The following is a 19983-nucleotide window of genomic DNA, read 5'->3' on the forward strand; positions in this document are numbered from 1 at the left end:
ACTCGATATTACAACAATATGACAACGCGAAGGCCGCGCCGCGACGGGCTTTTTACGCTGCAGCCCCACTTCGCTCGAGGCCCGCGTCGACGATCTCGCGCGTGTTGTCCGACAGCTCGGCTGCGCTCAGGCGTTCGAGCGCCGCGTACATGCCATCCGCCTGAGACGCCACATGGCGTCGCCACGGCGCGAGAATGCCGGCAAGCGCGGCCGCCAACTGCGGATTGAGCGCGTCCAGACGCAGGATTTCGTCGGCGACGAGCGCATGTCCCGCGCCGTCGGCACGGTGGAAACCCGGGCGGTTACCGCGGGCAAAGCCGCCGAGCAGCGCACGGATACGGTTCGGGTTGGTGAAGTCGAAGCGCTCGTCCGCGAGCAGTGTGCGTACCCGTTCGACGCTGTCGTCACGTCGGGTCATTGCCTGCAGGCGCAGCCATTTGTCCATGACCAGCGGGTAATCCGCCCAGACCTGAGCAAAGTCGTCGAGCACGCGATCGCGCTCGGGATCATCCATATCGCGCAGCGTTTCCAGCGCGGCCATGCGATCGGTCATGTTGTCGGCCGCGTCGTAGAGCGAGGCGGCGCGCGCCGCGATACCCGGCGCGTCGATTGCAGCCAGATAATCCAGCGCCAGCGCGAACACGCGCCGGCGGCCGGCTTCTTCGACGTTGAACGCGTAGGCATCGCGCGCCGCGTGATCGTCGGCGAGTGATTCGAACCGCGCAGCGAAGCGGTGGGCGATCGCCTGCTTGAGCGCGGTACGCGCTGCGTCGATCGCGAACACGTCGATCGCATCGAACTGTTCGCCGATCATGGCCTCGCTGGGCAGGGTCAGCATCTCGGCCAGCAGCTCGCGATCCTGGGGCGGGTCGTCGAGCAGTGTCGCGATCGCATCGAACAACAGGCCCGGCGCCTCGACCGGCGCTGCGCTTTCGCGACGCGCGGCCACGTCCGCGACCAGTGTCTTCAGATACAGCGCCTGGGCCGCGTCCCAGCGGCAGACCGGATCGCTGTCATGAGCCATCAACCGGGCCAGTGCGGCATCACTCTGCTCATATTCCAGCCGCACGGGCGCGGTGAAACCACGCAGCGCCGAGACCGTCGGTTCGGTACTGAAGCCGTCGAACGTCCACGTCTGCTGGGTTTCGGTCAGACGCAGCACCTCGGGTTCACGGGCGGGTTGGCCCTCGCCGTCGAACAGCGCGATCTCAACCGGGATATCGAAATCCACCTTGTCGCTTTGCCCAGGCGTGGCCGGCGTGTGCTGTGACAGCGTGAGTGCAAGCTGGCCGTCGTCGAAAGACGTCGCGACACGCACCCGCGGCGTACCGGCCTGGGCATACCAGCGCCGGAACTGACCCAGGTCGAGCCCCGTGGATTCTTCCATCGCGACCGCGAAGTCCTCGATCGTGACCGCCTGGCCGTCGTGCTTGTCCAGGTAATGACACACCGCCTCGATGAAGGCATCGCGGCCCGCCATCTGGGCGATCATGTGGATCACCTCGGCGCCCTTCTCGTACACCGTGATGGTGTAGAAATTGTTCATTTCCACATAGGATTCCGGGCGGACCGGATGGGCGCGCGGGCCGCCGTCCTCGGGGAACTGGATCTCGCGCATGGTGCGCACCTGGCGGATGCGCGTCACGCCCGGTGAACCCTGGTCTATCGCGAACTGGTGCTCGCGATACACCGTCAGCCCTTCCTTGAGCGACAGCTGGAACCAGTCGCGGCAGGTCACGCGGTTGCCAGTGTAGTTATGGAAATACTCGTGGGCGACAACGTCGCGCACCAGCGCGAAGTCGGCGTCGGTAGCGGTATCCGCGCGCGCGAAGATACAGGCCGTGTTAAACACGTTGAGGCCCTTGTTCTCCATCGCGCCCATGTTGAAGCTGCCGACCGCGACGGTGACATAACTGTCGAGATCGTATTCCAGCCCGTAGGTGTCCTCGTCCCAGGCCATGGCCTGTTTGAGCGACGCCATGGCGTGATCGCACTGATCCTCGTTGCCGTGTTCCGTATACAGGCGCAGGTCCACGTTGCGGCCGGAGCCCGTGGTGTAGCTGTCGCGGATCATGCCCAGATCGCCGGCCACGATCGCGAACAGATAGCAGGGCTTGTCGAACGGGTCTTCGAAGACCGCGTAATGGCGCCCGCCATCTAGCGCGCCCGAGTCCACGCAGTTTCCGTTGGCTAGCAGGACGGGATAGCGCTTGGCATCGGCGCTGATGCGTGTCGTGTAACGCGCCATCACGTCCGGGCGATCCGGAAAATAGGTGATGCGCGAAAAGCCGTTCGCCTCGCACTGGCTGCACAGGATATCGCCGGAGCGATAAAAGCCTTCCAGCGACAGGTTGTGCTCGGGGTCGATGCTGTTCTCGATCGTGAGCGTGAACTGCTCCGGCGGGTTGTTGATCAGCAACGCATCGTCGCGGAGCTCGTATTCGTTCTCGGCCAGTTCGCGGTCGTCGATCGCGACCGAGACCAATCGCATCTCGCGCCCGTCGAGCTGCCATTGCTGCGTGGCCGTGCTTTCGGGATTGCGACGCACGGCATAGACGGCACGAACCGTCGTATGGTCATCGCGAATATCGAAATCGAGATCCACGGTGTCGACGAGATAGGCCGGCACGGCGTAGTCGGCGCGGTACTTGCGCTGCGGGTTGCCGCTCATAAGGTCACTGCCTTGCGAAAACGAGGAATGTTGGCGCGAGCTTTAGCGTTTGCGGGTCACGACGCTGCCTGCCGAATAGCCGGCACCGAAGCCGCATAGCACGCCGATATCGCCGGACTTCAGATCGTCCGAGAACTTGTGGAACACGATAACCGGCGAAGCAGAGCTGGTGTTGCCGTATTCGGCCAATACCGACGGCATTTCCTCGGCTTCGGCTTCGCGGCCCAGCACGCGCTTGCTGATCAGCGTGTTCATGTTGATGTTGGCCTGGTGCAGCCACAGTCGCTTGATGTCGGCGGCAGTCAGGTCGAGCTCGTTGGCGTGCTCGACGATCATCTCGGCGACCATCGGGGCGACTTCCTTGAACACGCGACGGCCGTTCTGCACGAACAGCTTGTCGGCATTCGAGCGCTCTTCGGACTCGGTGCGGTTCAGAAAGCCGAAGTTGTTGCGGATGTTGTTGGAAAACTCGGTCTTGAGCTTGGTGCCCAGCACGTCGAAGCCCTTGCCCTCTTCCACGTCATCAGCGTGTTCGATGAGTGCTGCGGTGCAGACATCACCGAAGATGAAATGGCTGTCGCGATCGCGGAAGTTCAGATGCGCCGAACAGATCTCCGGGTTGACCATCAGCACCGTGCGAGCACTGCCGCTCTTGATCATGTCGGCGGCGGTCTGAATGCCGAACGCCGCAGAGGCACAGGCCACATTGATATCGAAACCGAAGCGCCCCGCGCCGAGATACTTCTGCACCTCGACGGCCAGCGCCGGGTACGGGCGCGGCAGGTTGGAACAGGCCACGATCACGGCATCGACATCCTCGGGCCGCTTGCCCGCGCGCTCCAGGCAGGGCTCGATGGCGGCGATCGCCATCTCGCACTGCAGCGACTGCTCGTCGTTGCCGCGGGTGCGCGTCCAGGGGTGCATGACCTCGGGATCGAGAATGCCCTTCTTGTCGACAACGTAGCGGCTCTTGATGCCGGACGCCTTGTAGATGAAGTCGGCGTTCGACGGCGTCAACGCTTCGACATCGCCCGCTTCGATCGCCTTAGCGTTATCGCGATTGAAGTTCTCGACATAAGCATTGAAGGCGGTGACCAGCTCCTCGTTGGAAACCGATTCCGGCGGCGTGTAGAGCCCGGAGGCCGATATGACGACGTTGTTCACCTGTATTCCCCTTCCATGAGCGACAAAGCGAGATATGGGCGGCATTCTCGCGCGCGAACGGTCCCGTCACAACCACGCGCCATGGCGAACGCCTGATTACGCCGGCGGTTTGCTGTCGATCAGGCCGTGTCGTCGCAGCGCGTCCTCGACGAATGGCAGCAGATCCGCCTCGCGGCGGACCGACAGATGCGAGCCGTGATACCAGTGCATCGCAGGCCGGTCCCAGTGCTCCCAGAGCCGATACGGCTGATCGGGCTCGACCAGCTGGTCGGCAGTCGCCGCAAAGATATAACGACGCTCGTGTGGCACGACCGGCTTCAGATGCAGCGGCGAAACCGGCGCGAGCAACGCGCTGAGCTCGGCCTGCGAAATGCCCTGCGCTTCCATGTAACGCAGATGCAGGTCCGGCATGTGTTTCCAGAGCGCATTCGGTATATCGGTGAGCGGGATGCCTGCGATCACGCAGGCCAAATCCGCTTCGAAGGCTGCAAGCATCGCGGCGTGATAGCCGCCGAGGCTGTAGCCCAGCGCGCCGATCGGCATATCCGGCTGCTGCGCGCCGATCCACGCCTTGAGCCGGCGCAGATCCCACAGCCCCTGCGCCTGCGCATGAATCAGGTCGGCCAGCGGCCCGTCCAGAAAATGACCGCCCGTGATGCGAGCGATACGGCGCGCGCCGTGCAGCGGCAGGATCGGCATCGCCACGTTGAGGCCCAGCTTGTGGTGCATGCGATTGGCACGAAACAGCGACAGGTCGAGCCCGTCCAGGCCCATGCGATAGCCGTGAATGCAGATCAGCCAGGGACGTGGTCCGCCCGGGTGGCGGAAGATGCGTGCCGACATGCGCCGGTTTGGCAAATGGCCCTGCCAGCGCTCGGCGCCGGGTAATTCGGGGTCGGCCACGAAACCGCTTTCGAAATCCAGCCATTCGAACGAACAGCCCTGCGACTTCTTCGGCGTGAGGGTGAAATCGACCGGCCGCTCGGGGGTGCGGTGAAATGCAGCGGGTGTGCCGCGCCAGTCGCGCGCGTCGGCAACCGCACGCAGCGACTGCAACTCGTCGACATCGCGTTCGACCACGCGACCTCGCGGAATGCGTGCAAAACTTACGAAAAAACCCAGTAACGCTTCATCGGTCGCAACCTTGGCGTACACACGCAAGGACAAGGGCGGCAACGGCACGCCGGCCGGCAATACCGAATGGCGCGCGGCCACACGCCCGGCCATCAGGAACGACAGCAACCCGCCGACGAACAGCCCGATGCTCGCCCAACCCAGCCACGGTGCCACCAGCACGGCGAGAACGAGACTCAGCAACGAAACGAGCGCAAGAAAATGGGTGATCTGCCGATCGCCCGGCCACAGCAACAGCGCTGTGCCCGTGGCAATCAACGGCACGCCCGGCAGGCAGGCTACGAACGCCAATATCACGCTGTGCGGCAGGCCAAGCCCGAGCCAGAAAAGGCCGGTGAACAGCGGGACAAGCGCGCCGAGCAGCCAGCGTGGCTGCGCGCGCATCTGTGCAGCGCTCACGAGCGCCTACGGCGTGAGGCGCACGCCGCCGCGTTAGCGATTCGCATCAGCGCTGCGTGACGGCGAACAGGATTACACCGACGAGCGCGACAACAAGCACGCCCTGCCCCAGCCAGAGCGCACGATGGCGTTTCTGCAGCAGCCAGGTCGACAGGCCCGCGGCCGCCGTGAACAGTGTCATCACCAGCGTGATCTGCACCACATGGTCGAAGCCGCCGCCGGCATCGGACACCAGCTGCGGGTACGGCAACATCATCAGGCAGACGACGGCGTAGAGCAGCGTCATGAGCGCGCCGACACCGAGTGCGGCCCAGTTCAGAAAAGACAGGAATTTCAGAGTCGATCCCCGCGAAGAGTAATGGTCAGTACACGATGAGACCGTGTCTCGTGGCATAGTACGCCGCCGGTCTGAGCAGCGTCCATTCGAGCGAGCACGACATGTCCGAACCCCGCGTCATCTTCGCCCACGGTAAGGAAAGCGGCCCCTGGGGCAGCAAGATTCAGCATCTGGCGAACATTGCCGAATCCCTCGGTTTCGCCGTGGAGAGCCTGGACTACAGCGACCTCATGGACCCGGTGAAACGTGTCGAGCGGCTCACCGCCCATGCGCCGGTCGGCACACCACTGGTACTGGTCGGCTCGAGCATGGGCGGTTATGTCTCCGCGATGGCCTGCAAGGTCATCAAACCCGACGCCCTGCTATTGATGGCGCCGGCGCTCTATCTGGACGGCTACCCGGGCGACCCCGAGGACTGCCCCGCCGACAGCGTGGTCGTTCACGGCTGGGGCGACGATATCGTGCCGCTGGATTCGAGCCTGCGGTTTGCCCGCACCCGGCATGCCGCACTACATATCGTCGACGACGGCCATCGCCTGGCCGAATCGATCGATTTCATCGGCCAGATGTTCAGCGATCAGCTGAAGCGCGCGCTCGATCGGTCCCGACCAGGTCCTTGAGCGCGCTTGCACGCTGACCGGCGCGGACCAGCGCCGCCGCTTGTGCGCATTCCCTCACCAGCGCCGGGCCCTTGTAGATCAGCCCGGTGTAGATCTGCAGCGCCGTAGCACCCGCCTCCAGCTTCTCGGTCGCATCCCTCGCGCTCTGGATACCACCCACGCCAATGATGGGAATCTTGGTTCCGACCCGGGCGTGTAACGCGGCAATCACCCGCGTAGACGCCGGGCGTACCGGCACGCCGCTCAGACCGCCCGCCTCCTGCCACCATCGCGGCGCGAGACCTTCGCGGCTGATCGTCGTGTTCGTGGCGATCACCCCGTCGATACCGTGATGAAGCAGACGGTCGGCAATGGCGTCGAGCTGTTCCTCGTCCAGATCGGGCGCGATCTTCACGGCCAGCGGGACATAACGATCGTGCTGATCCGCGAGGCGATCACGCTCCGCGCGCAGCAGGCCGAGCAGCTCGTCGAGGCTGTCGCGGCCCTGCATGTCGCGCAGGCCCTGCGTATTCGGCGACGAAATGTTGATCGTCACATACGACGCGAATTCGTAGACCGCACGCAGAGCGACAAGATAATCGTCCGTCGCCTTGTCGGCTGGCGTGGCGGCGTTCTTGCCGATATTGATACCCAACGCGCCAGCGCGCTTGCTGGCCTTCACCCGTGCGACCAGCGCCTCGACGCCGTCGTTATTGAAACCCATGCGGTTGAGCAGCGCGCGCTGTTCCGGCAAGCGGAACAGCCGCGGCCGGTCATTGCCCGCCTGCGGCTCGGGCGTGACCGTACCGATCTCCACGAACCCGAAACCCAGAGCGGCCAGCCCGTCGATACAGCGCCCGTCCTTGTCGAGCCCCGCTGCGAGCCCGATCGGGTTCGGCAGCTGCATACCCATCAGATCGACCGGCGCATGCGGCACATGGCGCCCGTAAAGCCGCCGCGCCAACGGCGCCGTGCGCGCCAACGTGCGCAACGTCACGTCGTGAGCGGTTTCCGGTTCGAGCGCGAACAGCGCATCCCGGGCGAACGAATACATGGGCAATCCTCTAGAGCAGCGAAAGCGCGTTCTCGACCCATTGTGCCGGTGCGCCTGCCGCACTGCGACATCGAAAGCCGACTGCGACCGTATCCCCATGGTCCCAACCACCGGGCACGTCTGCGATAATGTCGCGCATGAATAGTGACGCCGAAAAACGCGCGTTGGCCGCTTCGCGCATATCCGTTGCGCCCATGATGGCGTGGACCACGCGCGAACAGCGTTATTTCATGCGCCAGGTGACGCGGCACGCGCTGCTGTATACGGAAATGGTGACGACCGGAGCGCTGATCCATGGCGACACCGCCCGCTTTCTCGCGTATCACGCCGACGAGCACCCGGTTGCGCTGCAACTCGGTGGTAGCGATCCGGCGGCGATGGCGCATTGTGCGGTGCTGGCGGAAGAGCACGGCTTCGACGAGGTGAACATCAACGTGGGCTGCCCGTCGGACCGGGTACAGAACGGCACGTTCGGCGCCTGCCTGATGGGCGAGCCACAGCGAGTGGCGGACTCTGTGGCGGCGATGAAGGCGCAGGTCTCGATCCCGGTGACGGTGAAGACGCGTATCGGCATCGATCATCAGGACAGCTACGAATTCCTGCACGCCTTCACCCATGCGGTGAATGAAGCCGGCGCGGACCAGCTGATCGTGCATGCGCGCAAGGCCTGGCTATCGGGTCTGAGCCCGAAAGAGAACCGCGATATCCCGCCGCTGGATTACCCGCGCGTGCACGCACTCAAGCAGGACTTTCCCGCGTTGCCGATGAGTATCAACGGCGGCATCGTCGATCTGGATACGACGGCGGACCAACTCGAACACGTCGACGGCGTGATGATCGGCCGCGAGGCGTACAAGAACCCCTATGTGATGGCCGAGGTGGATCGGCGCTTCTTCGGCAGTGATCACGCTGTGCCGAGCCGGAGCGAGATCGTCGATTCGATGCGCGGTTTCATTGCCGATCACCTGCAGGCTGGCGGCGCGCTCAAGGATATTACCCGCCACATGCTCGGTCTGTATCATGGCCAGCCGGGCGGTCGGGCCTGGCGACGCGTGCTCTCCGAGCAGGCATACAAGCCGGATGCCGACCTGAACGTACTGGACGCGGCATTGGCCCGTGTCGAACCCCTGGAGGCCGTTGCCTGATGAAGTCCCTGCGTTTTCTGTATCTCGTTATTTCTCTCTCTGTCGCGCTCAGCGCGTCCATCGCGTTCGCCGCCGGCGACGCCAGCAAGGAAGACCCCATGGTTGTCATGCATACGAACCTCGGCGATATCACCATCGAGGTTTTCGAGGACGAAGCGCCCAAGAGCGCGGCGAACTTTCTTCAGTACGTCCGCGACGGTTTCTACGACGGCACCATCTTCCACCGCGTGATTCCGGGCTTCGTGATCCAGGGCGGCGGCTTCGACGAGAGTTACCAGCAGAAGAAGACGCGTGACCCGATCGTCAACGAAGCCGATAACGGCGTGAAGAACGATCGTGGCACTCTGTCGATGGCGCGTACCAGCGATCCGAACTCGGCCACTTCCCAGTTCTTCGTGAACCTTTCGGACAACGCGCCGCTGAACCCGAGCCGTGGCAGCGCCGGCTATGCAGTGTTCGGCAAGGTCACCGACGGCATGGACGTGGTCGACCAGATCGCCGCCGGCCAGACCGGTGCCGCCGGGCCCTTCCGTCAGGATGTGCCGCAGGAACAGGTCGTGATCGAATCCGCCGAGATCACCGGCAACTAGCGGCCGGCAACAGCTCATGGCGACGCATCTGCTCGCCGATGTGCATCTCACCGGCGCCGACGACCCGAACGCGGCGCGTCTGAACGCCTATCTGGACGGCCCGGCCCGCGAGGCCGAGGCCGTCTATGTGCTGGGTGATCTGTTCGATGTCTGGATTGGCGACGACGGCTCGCTGCCTATCCATGCCGAGGTGATCGAGCACTTCGCCGCGCTGGCGCGCAGCGGCGTGCCGACCTATTTCATGCGCGGCAACCGCGATTTCGCGGTGGGCGAGGCCTTTGTGTCCGCGAGCCACATGCAGATCCTCGACGATCCTGTTGTGGCCGATCTGCACGGCACGCCTACCCTGCTCTCGCACGGCGACGTGTTCTGTACCGGCGACACGCCCCACCAGAAATTCCGGGCCCGCTATACAGACCCACGCTGGCGGGCGCGCATGATGAAGCTCCCGCTCTGGCTACGCCGCCGACTTGCCCGTCGCGCGCGGCGCAAGAGCCAGGCCGGCAAACAGCAGAAGGCCGCGCACATCATGGATGTGAATTCGGATGCAGTGCGCGAGACGATGCGTCGCCTGGGCGTGCGTCGTCTGATTCACGGCCACACGCATCGGCCTGCCGACCACGTACTCGAAATCGACGGCGGCGACGCGCGGCGCATCGTGCTGGCGGATTGGCGACCGGATCAGGCCGAATATCTTTGTGTCGATGCCCACGGCATCCGCCGCGCCGCAATCGACTAGCATCTGCCTGTTCCAAACGGATCGACACGCGCGAGCGCCCGGCTCCGCGATCCGCCTCATCATGAAAACAATCGTCATCGAGAACCACCCATGACCCAATATGTCCTCGTCACCGGCGCCAGTTCCGGCATCGGCGCCGATATCGCGCGCACGCTCGCCGCGGAAGGCCACAACCTGATCCTGTGTGCACGGCGTGAGGTGCGGCTGCAGGATCTCGCGCGCGAAATCACCGCCGGTCATCGCTTGCAGGTGGAGATCGTCGTCGCCGATCTGAGCAGCGCCGACGGCGTGGCGCATCTGTCCGATACGATCAGCGAGAACGGCTGGGGCCTGAACGGGCTCGTCAACAACGCCGGCATCGGTGGCCGCGGGCGTTTCGCCGACCTCGATCGTGACGCGCAGCTCGCTGCGATCGACCTGAACGTACGCGCGCCGGCCGATCTCACGCACCGACTATTGCCGCTGCTGGAACAGGGTGCCTCGCCGTTCATCATCAACGTGGCATCGCTGGCCGCTTTCCAGCCCGGCCCGAACATGGCGATCTACTACGCGACCAAGGCCTTCGTACTTTCGTTCTCAGAGAGTCTGACCGAGGAACTGCGTGGGCGAATCAGCGTCAGCGCGCTCTGTCCCGGTGCGACCGAATCCGAGTTCGCCGACCACGCCGACATGCACAATTCGCTACTGTTCAAGCTCGGCACCATGCCCAGCGACAAGGTCGCCAGTGCTGCTGTTCAGCACAAGCGGCGTGCGATCGTCATTCCAGGCCTTCTCAACAAGCTCACCGTATGGCTCGGCAAGATCTCGCCGCGCCTGGTGCTGCGTCGAATCGCCTTCAAGCTGAACAGCTGATCGGCCGTCAGCGCGACGCGTCGCGCGCGGCCAGCCAGTCCAGCTCGTCTTCCGAGAACTTCGCTTCGCGCCGGGCCGGGAAGTTGTACGGGCCGGGCGGGCCGCCGTTCATGTATTCGTCGAGCAGCCGGGTGAAGGTCGTATCCGGGTCGAGGCCGCGCGGCTCGGCGCAGTAGCGGAACCAGCGCGTGCCGATCTCCACGTGCGGCACTTCCTCTTCGAGGATGATCTCGAAGATCGTCACCGTCTCGGTATCGCCGGCCTGGCGCAGTTTCTCGATCATCCCCGGCGTGACATCCAGCCCGCGGGCCTCGAGCACGCGCGGCACGAGCGCCATGCGGATCATCACGTCGTGCCCGGTCTTGACCGCCGTTTCCCATAGCCCGTTGTGGGCATCGAAATCGCCGTAGGCAAAACCGTAGTCGGCGAGCCGGTTGTTGAGCAGCTCGAAATGGCGCGACTCGTCGGCCGCCACGCGCAGCCAATCCACGTAGAAGGCTTCGGGCATGCCGCGAAACCGATAGGCCGCGTCCAGACCCAGATTGATGGCATTGAACTCGATATGCGCGATGGCGTGAATGAGCGCCGCGCGCCCTTCCGGCTTGCCGAGCCCGCGCTTGGACAGCTTCGCCGGATGCACCAGCGCCGGCGCGTCCGGCCGCCCCGGCACGATGACCTCTTCCGGCGTGCCGCCCGCCTGAGCCAGCGGCGCGCTGTCGGCCGCGTGTAGTGCGCGTGCGGCGACACACTTTTCGGCCGGATCGCGCGTCATCAGCGCGGCCAGAACGTCGTCGGGCGTCATGCTCACGCGAGCCCCGGCTCGAGGTCGGCAATGATGTCCTCCACGTTTTCGAGACCCACCGAAATACGCACTACGCCGTCGGTGATGCCCGCACGGGCACGGTCTTCGGCCGAGATGCGGGCGTGGGTCGTGCTGGCTGGATGCACGATCGTCGTACGGGTATCACCGAGATTGGCAGTGATCGAGATCATGTTCGTGCCGTTGATCAGCTTGAAGGCGGCATCACGTCCGCCGGCCAGACGCAGCGACAGAATGCCGCCGAAGCCACCCGGCTGCTGGCGCGCGGCCAGATCGTGCTGCGGATGCGAGGCCAGCCCCGGGTAATAGACATGTTCGACCGCGGGCTGTGCCTCCAACCATTCGGCGACCTTCTGGGCGGCTTCACAGTGCGCGCGCATGCGCACTTCCAGCGTCTCGAGCGCCTTGTAAAACACCCAGGCGTTGAACGGGCTCATGGTCGGCCCGCAGGTGCGCAGGAACCGGAACACCTTGTCGCCGACGATATCGGCATCGCCGATCACAGCGCCGCCGAGCGCACGCCCCTGCCCGTCCAGAAACTTGGTCGCCGAATGGATGACCACATGGGCACCGAAGTCGAGCGGGCGCTGCAACGCAGGCGTACAGAAACAGTTGTCGACCACCAGCAAGGCGTCGTTTTCATTGGCCAGGTCGGCAAGTGCCGCCATGTCGACGATTTCGGTCAACGGGTTGGACGGCGTTTCCACGAAGAGCATGCGTGTGGCCGGCGTGATCGCGGCCTTCCAGCCGTCCAGATCGTCGGGCGCAACATAGCTCGTGGTGATGCCGAGCTTGCCGAGATAGTTGTTGAACAGCCCGATCGTGGACCCGAACAGCGTATGCGCGGCCACGATATGGTCGCCGGCTTCGAGGGTCGCCAGACAGGTGGCGAGAATCGACGACATGCCCGATGCGGTCGCCACACAGTACTCGCCACCTTCCATCGCCGCCAGGCGCTTGGAGAAGGCATCCACAGTCGGGTTGGTGAAGCGCGAATAGATATTGCCCGGCTCGTCTCCGGCAAAACGCGCCGCGGCCGCGTCGGCCGAATCGAACACGAAACTCGAGGTCATGTAGATCGCGCTGCTGTGCTCACCCTCGGGCGTGCGATGCGTGCCCGCGCGCACGCCGCGTGTGGCGGTGCCCCAGCTGTCGTCGAAATCGTCGGTCATAGAAAACTCTCCAGGCATTGGGTCGCGGACACAAAAAAACCCGCAATCGCAGCGCGATGCAGGCTTGCTGTCCCTCGACCGTTTAGCGGAATTTATAGGGCGCCCGCAAGCTGTTCCAAATCGGCGCAGTTGCAGTATGAAACGACAGGCTGCGACGATCAACCTCGATCGCCGCAGCGCGGTCGTCACGCGATGGGCTTCAGCCGTCGTTATGCAGCTCGAGCACCGCGTTGTCCTTGCGGCGGCGCTCTTCGCGTGCGGCATCGGCACGGAACAGCTCGAGCTGTTCCAGGTAGGACGCGCTGATATCCGCAGTGACGTATTCGCCGGAGAAGACCGAATCCTCGAACTTGTCGAGATCGGCATTGCCGGCCGCCACCGAACGCACGAGGTCTTCCATGTCCTGATAGATCAGCTTGTCGGCACCGATAATATCGGCGATCTCTTCCTCGCTATGGCCATGCGCCACGAGTTCGGTCGCGCTCGGCATGTCGATGCCGTAGACGTTCGGGTAGCGCACGGGCGGCGCGGCCGAGGCGAAGTAGACCTTGCGTGCGCCGGCCTCGCGAGCCATTTCGATGATCTGGCGCGAGGTGGTGCCCCGCACGATGGAATCGTCCACCAGCAGCACGTTCTTGTCGGCGAACTCGAGATCAATCGGGTTGAGCTTCTGGCGTACCGACTTCGCCCGCTGTTCCTGGCCGGGCATGATGAAGGTGCGCCCGATATAGCGGTTCTTGATGAAGCCTTCGCGGTACTTTACGTCGAGCTGGCTGGCCAGTTCGACCGCCGCGGTACGGCTGGTCGACGGAATCGGGATCACCACGTCGATGTCGTGATCGGGCCATTCGCGCTGGATCTTCTCGGCGAGATAGGTGCCCATACGCAGACGCGCCTTGTAGACATAGACGTCATCGATCACCGAATCGGGGCGGGAAAGATAGACATACTCGAAGATGCACGGCGCATAGCTGGGCTTGTCCGCGCACTGCTGTACGTGGATCTGGCCGTCGAGCGTGATGACCACGCATTCGCCGGGATTGATGTCGTCGATCAGCTCGTAACCGAGCGCGTCGAGTGCGACCGATTCCGAGGCGATCATGTAATCGGTGCCAGTCTCGGTTTCGCGCTTGCCGTAGACGACCGGACGAATGCCGTTCGGGTCGCGGAAACCGATCAGGCCATAGCCCGTGATCAGCGCGGTGGCGGCATAACCGCCGCTGCAACGCCGATGCAGCGCCGTGACCGCCTCGAAGATATCGCCGGGACTGAGCTCGAGGCGCTCGCTGCGCATCAGTTCGTGGGCGAACACGTTGAGCAGGATTTCGGAATCCGAGTCGGTGTTCAGATGACGACGGTCGGAACGAAACAGCTCTTCCTTGAGCTGGTCCGCATTGGTGAGATTGCCGTTGTGGGACAGGCAGATGCCGTAAGGCGTGTTCACATAGAACGGCTGTGCCTCGGCACTGGTTTCGACGCCGGCCGTCGGGTAGCGCACGTGCCCGACCCCGGCATTACCCTGCAGGCGCAGCATGTGGTCGGTACGGAACACATCACGCACGAGCCCGTTGTCCTTGCGCAGGAACATCTTGCCGCCGCCCGTGGTGACGATGCCGGCCGCATCCTGACCGCGGTGCTGCAGCACCGTGAGTGCGTCGTATATTTCCTGGTTAACCGGGGTCTGGGAAACAATGCCAACAATGCCGCACATAAGGGGATCCGAAGAGGAGTTTAAGTAGAAGACGTCTTGGGCGAGGACGGCGTATCGGACACGTCCGGATAGGTCACCGCGCCCGCCAGATCAGGTGGCAGATAGCCGCGGACCCAGACTGCGCCGTCCTGCAGGTGACCGATGAAGATCGATTGCTGCCACCAGTCGTCGCGTGGCACGGGCGTCACGCCCGCCAGCAGCACAAGCACGACGAGCACGGCTATGCCGCGCAGCACGCCAAACAGGCCGCCGATGGCCCGATCCGTGCCGGCGAAACCGGTCTGATTGACCAGCCGCCCGATGATGTAATTGAGGATGCCGCCGAGAACGAGGACGGTGATGAAGATCACGCCGAACGCCACCGCCAGCCGCGCCGAGGCGACTGAAATCCAGCGTTCGAGAAAGATGGCGCCAGCATCGGCGAACAGAAACGCCAGATAAAACGCGAGCACCCAGGTCGCGAGACCGATGGCTTCGCGCAGGAACCCACGAAAGAAGCCGATGACCGCAGACAGCGCGATCACCGCAACTATGGCTAAATCGACCCAGATCATTGCACTCGCTCGCGCCGGCCGGACGCACCAATTCTAGCAAACCGTCGGCGGCACCGACGGCCTGGTGTCATTCCGCGCGCCGAACCAGGGTCGCGCGACCGCTGCTACGTAGCTGCGAAGCGGCCGCATTGGCGCTTTCCTCGTTCTCGAACGGGCCGACGCGCACCCGGTAGTAGGTCTTGCCGTTGACGTCGCCCGCGCGATAGAACGCCTTGAATTCGCTGTTGAGCTCCTGCGCCAGACGTTCAGCGTTGGCTTCATCGCCAAAGCTCGCCACCTGTACGACGTAACCACCGCTGAAGCTTGCGTTCTGGCGCAGGCTCGCGCTGTTAGTGGACGGCTCGGGAGTGGATGCAGCCGGCTCTGGCGCGGATTCGGGCTCAGGCGTAGGCTCGTTGCGCGGTTCAGGCGCGGGTTCCGGCTCCGGCGCGGGGCTTGGCTCACGCTCCGGTTCGGGATCCGGCTCGCTCGAGGGCGATACGGCTTCCGGCAGCTCCGGCGCCTGCTCTGCTTCTGGTTCTGGCGCGCTCTCGCGCTCATCCCGAACGCCACTCGATCCATCGACTTCCAGGGAGTCGTCTTCGCGACGGCGCGCCTCGTCCGATGCCGGGCGTGCCTGGCCGTCGGGCGATACCTCGTAGACCCGCATCGATTCCGAATCGCCGTCACCGCCTTGCATGCAGCGCGCCAGCATCAGCGGCAACGCAATACCGATGATCACCAGGACCACGGCGCCTACGACTCGTTTTTTCATCACGTCCTTCATGACGGGGATTGCCTCCGGGCGTGGGCCACGGTGAGAAAGGAACCACAGACCACAACACGGTCACCGGCCTCGCCTGCATCGAGGGCCGCCTCGAGCGCCGCGCGGGGGTGATCGAAACACGGCGCGTCTATCTCGCTACGGCGCGCCAGAACTTCGGCCATCAGCCCACGTGTACCGATACCGTCCAGACTCGCGAAATAGAACCGATCGGCCACTTTTTCAAGGTTCGAGATCACAGCCTCTACCGGTTTGTCGGCCAGCATGCCGAGTACGACGTGAGTAGAGCCTGTCGTGGGTTCGTTGACCAGATCGCACACGAGCATGGCGACAGCTTCGGCGTTATGGCCGACATCGTAGATGATCGGCAGTATGTCGTCGACACGCTCGCGCCGACCAATCAGGGCCGCCTGCTCGCGACAGGCCTTGTCGATCGTAGCCGTCGTCGGCCACGCGCCAGTCATCGCCTGAACGCTGACCAGCGCGCCCGCCAGATTGTCGGTTATCACGCCGGGCGGCTCGTCACACTCGATGGTCTTTTCACCGCAGACGAAACGCCAGCGGCCATTGGTTTGCGTGATGTCAAAGGCTTCACCGATACATCCAAGCTTTGCACCGAGGCTTTTCGCGTGGGCATCGATCACGCGCGGGCGATCGCGATCGCAACAGAACGCGGGCTGCTGCGCGCGCATCACGCCGGCCTTCTCATAGCCAATACTCTCGCGATCCGGGCCAAGCCAGTCGACATGATCGAGCCCGATATTAGTAATCAGAGCCACGTCGGCATCGACAATATTGACCGCGTCGAGCCGCCCGCCCAGACCGACCTCGAGCACGGCATAGTCCACGCCCGCCTGCACGAACAGCCAGAGCGCGGCGAGTGTGCCGTATTCGAAAAACGTCAGTGACGTGTCGCCACGCGCCGCTTCGATGGCGCAGAAGGCGTCACAAAGCGCGGCGTCCGAGACAGGCTCGGCATCGATGCGAAAGCGCTCGTTGTAGCGCCATAGATGGGGCGAGGTGTAGGTGCCAACACGGCCCTGCTCGCGCAGCATGCTCTCGATCAGCGCCGCACAGCTGCCCTTACCGTTGGTGCCGGCAATGACGACACAGCGTGCTGCCAGATCGCGCACGCCAAGCGTGTCGGCCACGCGACCGACACGCTCGAGACCGAGATCCATCTCGGTGGCGTGCAGGGTGAGCTGCCACGCCAGCCAGTCGTCGACGCTGCCGTTGAGCGGCGGCGCCGCCGTCACGCCTCTTCGGTCGGAGTCGCCGCCGCTTCTTCGGCCGGTGTCTCCGGCGCAGCTTCCTGATGCATGAACACCGAAACCACCTGATGAATACGATCACGCAGATGCTTGCGTTCGACGATCATGTCGATCGCGCCGTGCTCGAGCAGGAATTCGCTGCGCTGGAAGCCTTCCGGCAACGTCTGCTTCACGGTCTGCTCGATCACGCGCGGGCCGGCGAAGCCGATCAGTGCTTCGGGCTCGGCGACGTTGATATCACCGAGCATGGCGTAGCTTGCCGCGACGCCGCCCATCGTCGGATGGGTAAGCACCGAAACAAACGGCAGGCCGTGATCGGCCAGGCGCGTGAGTGCGGCACTCGTCTTGCCCATCTGCAGCAGCGAGAACAGGCCTTCCTGCATGCGCGCGCCGCCACTCGCAGAGAAAAATACGAACGGGCAACCGCGCTCGAGGGCGGCATCCACGCCACGCACGAAGGTCTCGCCGACCACGCTGCCCATCGAGCCGCCCATGAAACGAAAATCCAGGGCACCGGCAACAATCGGCATCTGCTTGAGCGTTCCGGCCATCGCAAGCGCGGCTTCGCGCTCGCCCGAGTCCTTCTGTGCCTGGCTCAGCCGGTCACGGTACTTCTTGCTGTCCCGGAATTTGAGCGGATCGCGCGGCTCGATACCGAGCGCCAGCTCTTCGCGGTTCTCCGGATCGAGAAACAAGTCGAGACGCTTGCGCGCACGCAAACGCTGATGAGCGTTGCACTTCGGGCAGACCTCAAGCGAACGTTCCATCTCGGCGCTGTAAAGGACCGCACCGCAATTGCTGCACTTGGTCCAGAGTCCCTGTGGGACATTGCTCTTCTTCGCCGCGGAATCGTTGCGCATCTGCGACGGCATCAATTTTTCGAGCCAGCTCATGCGCGGCGTGCCTCCCCTTTTCGGTTGTCCTGTTCGTCCATTGCGTGACGCATGGCCGACAGCGTATCGCGTAACGCGTTCTCCGTGGCAGATCGATCAGCGCCGTGTTCGGCGATCTGGCGCACGAGCGCGCTGCCGACCACCACTGCGTCCGCGACCTGCGCCACATCGGCGGCGTTGGCCGCGGTGCTCACGCCGAAGCCGACAGCCACGGGCAGCGCGCTCTTGGCGCGAATGCGTTCGATCGCCTGCGCGAGCGAGGACACGTCCAGACTGGCCGAGCCGGTCACGCCCTTGAAGGATACGTAGTAGATGAACCCGCCCGCGTTCGCACAGATTCGCTCGATGCGTTCGTCGCCGGTGGTCGGCGCAATCAGGCAGACCGGGTCGAGATTCGCGGCCTGCAGCGTCGGCGTGACTTCCGGCGCTTCTTCCGCGGTCATGTCGACGATCAACACGCCGTCGACCCCGGCCTGCTGTGCGCGCGAAGCAAACGCTTCCAGCCCGAGCCGATCGATGGGGTTGAGATAGCCCATCAGCACCACGGGCGTATCGCCGTCTTTTTCGCGAAAATCGGCAATCATGTCGAGCACACGCGACAGACTCGTCCCGGCCGCCAGTGCACGCTCACATGCACCCTGGATGACCGGGCCATCCGCCATCGGGTCGGAGAACGGCACGCCGACTTCGAGCACGTCCGCACCGGCCTCGACCAGCGCGTGCATGAACCCGACCGTGGCGTCAGGCGCGGGGTCACCCGCGGTGATATACGGGATGAGCGCGGTACGTCCCTGCTCACGCAAGGCTTGAAAACGGTTATCCAGCCGGCTCATAGCGTTTCTCCTGCGGCCTCGGCAACGCTCGACATATCCTTGTCGCCACGACCGGACATGTTCACCAGCACGATCTGATCCGGTTGCATCGTTGCCGCAAGCTTCTGCGCATAGGCCACGGCATGGGCCGACTCGAGCGCCGGCATGATGCCTTCGATACGCGTGCATTCGTGGAAAGCCGCAAGCGCGTCGGCATCGCCGACATCCACATAGTGGGCCCGGCCGATATCCTTGAGCCAGGAATGCTCAGGCCCCACGCCCGGATAATCGAGGCCGGCGGAAACCGAATGGGTGGCGCTGATCTGGCCGTTTTCGTCCTGCATGATGTAGGTGCGATTGCCGTGCAGCACGCCGGAACGCCCGGCCGACAGCGGTGCGGCGTGGCGCCCCGTTGAGACGCCGTCGCCGCCGGCTTCCACGCCGTAGATCTCGACATCCTCGTCATCGAGAAACGGGTGGAACAGACCGATGGCGTTCGAGCCGCCGCCCACACAGGCGACGATCGCATCGGGCAGTCGATTGCAGCGTTCCAGCATCTGGCGGCGCGATTCGCGGCCGATTACGGCCTGGAAATCGCGCACCATCGCCGGGTACGGGTGCGGCCCGGCCACCGTGCCGATGATGTAGAACGTGTCGTCCACATTCGCGACCCAGTCGCGCAGCGCTTCGTTGAGCGCATCCTTGAGCGTCTTCGAGCCCGAATCCACCGGGCGCACTTCCGCACCCAGCAGGCGCATGCGGTAGACGTTGGTCGCCTGGCGGCGCATGTCCTCGCTGCCCATATAGACAACGCATTCCATGCCGAGACGCGCCGCGACCGTGGCCGAAGCCACGCCGTGCTGGCCGGCGCCCGTCTCGGCGATGATGCGCTTCTTGCCCATGCGCTCGGCGAGCAATGCCTGGCCGATGGTGTTGTTGATCTTGTGCGCGCCGGTGTGATTCAGGTCCTCGCGCTTGAACCAGATCTGCGCGCCGCCCGCCTTCTTCGACAGGCGCTCGGCGTGATAAATCGGCGTGGGCCGACCGACGTAATCGGCCAGATCGGCATCCAGCGCTTGCATGAAAGCCGGGTCGTTGCGGGCCGACTCGTACGCCTGGGCCAGCTCTTCGAGTGGCGCCATGAGCGTTTCCGCCACGAAGCGACCACCGTAGGGCCCGAAATGTCCACGCGCGTCCGGCATATTCCGCCAGGCCTGAGCGAGCGGCGCCGATGTATCGATGGATTGCGCGTCTGTATTCGCCATGTCTATTGAACCTCTGGCCGATCGGCCGGCCCCATTGC

General features: G+C 64.2%; 20 protein-coding genes and 1 riboswitch. Of the genes, 5 read left to right on the forward strand and 15 right to left on the reverse strand.

Annotation, left to right across the window (positions count from 1 at the left end; all coding sequences use genetic code 11):
- Positions 1 to 52: 52 nt before the first annotated feature.
- The 4 genes from pepN to SADO_RS00345 form a co-directional block, all read right to left on the reverse strand.
- Complete coding sequence (pepN, locus tag SADO_RS00330) at positions 53 to 2671, reverse strand: aminopeptidase N (RefSeq protein ID WP_353108286.1); 2619 nt, start codon at positions 2669 to 2671, stop codon at positions 53 to 55.
- Positions 2672 to 2713: 42 nt separating this feature from the next.
- Positions 2714 to 3835, reverse strand: a complete 1122-nt coding sequence (locus SADO_RS00335; RefSeq protein WP_353108288.1) for a beta-ketoacyl-ACP synthase III — start codon at positions 3833 to 3835, stop codon at positions 2714 to 2716.
- Positions 3836 to 3931: 96 nt separating this feature from the next.
- The gene (locus SADO_RS00340) at positions 3932 to 5368 is read right to left on the reverse strand and encodes an alpha/beta hydrolase family protein (RefSeq protein WP_353108289.1); all 1437 of its coding nucleotides are present in this window, start codon (positions 5366 to 5368) and stop codon (positions 3932 to 3934) included.
- 46 nt (positions 5369 to 5414) lie between these two features.
- Positions 5415 to 5654 carry a hypothetical protein gene (locus SADO_RS00345; RefSeq protein ID WP_353108291.1) on the reverse strand — a complete coding sequence of 80 codons (240 nt, stop codon included), beginning with the start codon at positions 5652 to 5654 and terminating at the stop codon, positions 5415 to 5417.
- 152 nt (positions 5655 to 5806) lie between these two features.
- Between SADO_RS00345 and SADO_RS00350 the strand changes: the two genes are divergently transcribed.
- The gene (locus SADO_RS00350; RefSeq protein ID WP_353108292.1) at positions 5807 to 6325 is read left to right on the forward strand and encodes a YqiA/YcfP family alpha/beta fold hydrolase; all 519 of its coding nucleotides are present in this window, start codon (positions 5807 to 5809) and stop codon (positions 6323 to 6325) included.
- Here SADO_RS00350 and SADO_RS00355 read toward each other — a convergent pair.
- Positions 6276 to 7358, reverse strand: a complete 1083-nt coding sequence (locus tag SADO_RS00355; protein ID WP_353108294.1) for a quinone-dependent dihydroorotate dehydrogenase — start codon at positions 7356 to 7358, stop codon at positions 6276 to 6278. The genes SADO_RS00350 and SADO_RS00355 overlap by 50 nt on opposite strands.
- A gap of 10 nt (positions 7359 to 7368) precedes the next feature.
- Positions 7369 to 7497 (reverse strand): hypothetical protein, encoded by a 129-nt coding sequence (locus SADO_RS00360; protein ID WP_353108295.1) that lies wholly within the window; start codon positions 7495 to 7497, stop codon positions 7369 to 7371.
- Here SADO_RS00360 and dusA point away from each other — a divergent pair.
- The 4 genes from dusA (at position 7496) to SADO_RS00380 (ending at position 10684) form a co-directional block, all read left to right on the forward strand.
- Positions 7496 to 8503: a tRNA dihydrouridine(20/20a) synthase DusA gene (gene dusA / locus SADO_RS00365; RefSeq protein ID WP_353108297.1), complete on the forward strand. Its 1008-nt coding sequence runs from the start codon at positions 7496 to 7498 to the stop codon at positions 8501 to 8503. The two genes, SADO_RS00360 and dusA, sit on opposite strands and share 2 nt — an antisense overlap.
- Positions 8503 to 9093 carry a peptidylprolyl isomerase gene (locus SADO_RS00370; protein ID WP_353108298.1) on the forward strand — a complete coding sequence of 197 codons (591 nt, stop codon included), beginning with the start codon at positions 8503 to 8505 and terminating at the stop codon, positions 9091 to 9093. Before dusA ends, SADO_RS00370 begins: the two co-directional genes overlap by 1 nt.
- A gap of 16 nt (positions 9094 to 9109) precedes the next feature.
- A complete protein-coding gene (locus tag SADO_RS00375; protein WP_353108299.1) occupies positions 9110 to 9832 on the forward strand; it encodes a UDP-2,3-diacylglucosamine diphosphatase in 723 nt (240 codons plus the stop codon).
- A 90-nt stretch (positions 9833 to 9922) separates the two neighbouring features.
- Positions 9923 to 10684, forward strand: coding sequence for an SDR family NAD(P)-dependent oxidoreductase (locus SADO_RS00380; protein WP_353108300.1), 762 nt, complete (start codon positions 9923 to 9925; stop codon positions 10682 to 10684).
- A 7-nt stretch (positions 10685 to 10691) separates the two neighbouring features.
- Here SADO_RS00380 and SADO_RS00385 read toward each other — a convergent pair whose 3' ends face one another.
- From SADO_RS00385 to trpB, 9 genes are all read right to left on the reverse strand, one after another.
- On the reverse strand, positions 10692 to 11486 hold the full coding sequence (locus SADO_RS00385) for a ferritin-like domain-containing protein (RefSeq protein WP_434547881.1): 795 nt from the start codon (positions 11484 to 11486) through the stop codon (positions 10692 to 10694).
- A 2-nt stretch (positions 11487 to 11488) separates the two neighbouring features.
- Positions 11489 to 12676, reverse strand: coding sequence for an O-succinylhomoserine sulfhydrylase (locus SADO_RS00390; RefSeq protein WP_353108302.1), 1188 nt, complete (start codon positions 12674 to 12676; stop codon positions 11489 to 11491).
- A gap of 62 nt (positions 12677 to 12738) precedes the next feature.
- A riboswitch (SAM riboswitch) is annotated at positions 12739 to 12813 on the reverse strand.
- Positions 12814 to 12875: 62 nt separating this feature from the next.
- Positions 12876 to 14387, reverse strand: a complete 1512-nt coding sequence (gene purF / locus SADO_RS00395) for an amidophosphoribosyltransferase (protein WP_353108303.1) — start codon at positions 14385 to 14387, stop codon at positions 12876 to 12878.
- Positions 14388 to 14407: 20 nt separating this feature from the next.
- Complete coding sequence (locus tag SADO_RS00400) at positions 14408 to 14941, reverse strand: CvpA family protein (protein WP_353108304.1); 534 nt, start codon at positions 14939 to 14941, stop codon at positions 14408 to 14410.
- Positions 14942 to 15008: 67 nt separating this feature from the next.
- Complete coding sequence (locus SADO_RS00405; RefSeq protein ID WP_353108305.1) at positions 15009 to 15695, reverse strand: SPOR domain-containing protein; 687 nt, start codon at positions 15693 to 15695, stop codon at positions 15009 to 15011.
- An 8-nt stretch (positions 15696 to 15703) separates the two neighbouring features.
- Positions 15704 to 16960 (reverse strand): bifunctional tetrahydrofolate synthase/dihydrofolate synthase, encoded by a 1257-nt coding sequence (gene folC / locus SADO_RS00410; RefSeq protein ID WP_353108306.1) that lies wholly within the window; start codon positions 16958 to 16960, stop codon positions 15704 to 15706.
- A complete protein-coding gene (gene accD / locus SADO_RS00415) occupies positions 16957 to 17868 on the reverse strand; it encodes an acetyl-CoA carboxylase, carboxyltransferase subunit beta (protein ID WP_353108307.1) in 912 nt (303 codons plus the stop codon). The genes folC and accD overlap by 4 nt, the downstream gene beginning before the upstream one ends.
- Positions 17865 to 18701 (reverse strand): tryptophan synthase subunit alpha, encoded by an 837-nt coding sequence (trpA, locus tag SADO_RS00420; RefSeq protein ID WP_353108309.1) that lies wholly within the window; start codon positions 18699 to 18701, stop codon positions 17865 to 17867. Before trpA ends, accD begins: the two co-directional genes overlap by 4 nt.
- Positions 18698 to 19945, reverse strand: a complete 1248-nt coding sequence (trpB, locus tag SADO_RS00425) for a tryptophan synthase subunit beta (protein ID WP_434547873.1) — start codon at positions 19943 to 19945, stop codon at positions 18698 to 18700. Before trpB ends, trpA begins: the two co-directional genes overlap by 4 nt.
- Positions 19946 to 19983: the final 38 nt, after the last annotated feature.

This window comes from Salinisphaera dokdonensis CL-ES53, assembly GCF_040361215.1.
Lineage (GTDB): Bacteria > Pseudomonadota > Gammaproteobacteria > Nevskiales > Salinisphaeraceae > Salinisphaera > Salinisphaera dokdonensis.

Excerpts from the sequence above, each read along its gene's own strand:
- pepN (WP_353108286.1), bottom strand. The coding sequence starts at position 2,671 with ATGAGCGGCAACCCGCAGCGCAAGTACCGCGCCGACTACGCCGTGCCG.
- SADO_RS00345 (WP_353108291.1), bottom strand. The coding sequence starts at position 5,654 with ATGACGCTGCTCTACGCCGTCGTCTGCCTGATGATGTTGCCGTACCCG.
- SADO_RS00350 (WP_353108292.1), top strand. The coding sequence starts at position 5,807 with ATGTCCGAACCCCGCGTCATCTTCGCCCACGGTAAGGAAAGCGGCCCC.
- SADO_RS00355 (WP_353108294.1), bottom strand. The coding sequence starts at position 7,358 with ATGTATTCGTTCGCCCGGGATGCGCTGTTCGCGCTCGAACCGGAAACC.
- dusA (WP_353108297.1), top strand. The coding sequence starts at position 7,496 with ATGAATAGTGACGCCGAAAAACGCGCGTTGGCCGCTTCGCGCATATCC.
- SADO_RS00360 (WP_353108295.1), bottom strand. The coding sequence starts at position 7,497 with ATGCGCGACATTATCGCAGACGTGCCCGGTGGTTGGGACCATGGGGAT.
- SADO_RS00370 (WP_353108298.1), top strand. The coding sequence starts at position 8,503 with ATGAAGTCCCTGCGTTTTCTGTATCTCGTTATTTCTCTCTCTGTCGCG.
- SADO_RS00375 (WP_353108299.1), top strand. The coding sequence starts at position 9,110 with ATGGCGACGCATCTGCTCGCCGATGTGCATCTCACCGGCGCCGACGAC.
- SADO_RS00380 (WP_353108300.1), top strand. The coding sequence starts at position 9,923 with ATGACCCAATATGTCCTCGTCACCGGCGCCAGTTCCGGCATCGGCGCC.
- SADO_RS00385 (WP_434547881.1), bottom strand. The coding sequence starts at position 11,486 with ATGACGCCCGACGACGTTCTGGCCGCGCTGATGACGCGCGATCCGGCC.
- SADO_RS00390 (WP_353108302.1), bottom strand. The coding sequence starts at position 12,676 with ATGACCGACGATTTCGACGACAGCTGGGGCACCGCCACACGCGGCGTG.
- purF (WP_353108303.1), bottom strand. The coding sequence starts at position 14,387 with ATGTGCGGCATTGTTGGCATTGTTTCCCAGACCCCGGTTAACCAGGAA.
- SADO_RS00400 (WP_353108304.1), bottom strand. The coding sequence starts at position 14,941 with ATGATCTGGGTCGATTTAGCCATAGTTGCGGTGATCGCGCTGTCTGCG.
- SADO_RS00405 (WP_353108305.1), bottom strand. The coding sequence starts at position 15,695 with ATGAAAAAACGAGTCGTAGGCGCCGTGGTCCTGGTGATCATCGGTATT.
- accD (WP_353108307.1), bottom strand. The coding sequence starts at position 17,868 with ATGAGCTGGCTCGAAAAATTGATGCCGTCGCAGATGCGCAACGATTCC.
- trpA (WP_353108309.1), bottom strand. The coding sequence starts at position 18,701 with ATGAGCCGGCTGGATAACCGTTTTCAAGCCTTGCGTGAGCAGGGACGT.
- trpB (WP_434547873.1), bottom strand. The coding sequence starts at position 19,945 with ATGGCGAATACAGACGCGCAATCCATCGATACATCGGCGCCGCTCGCT.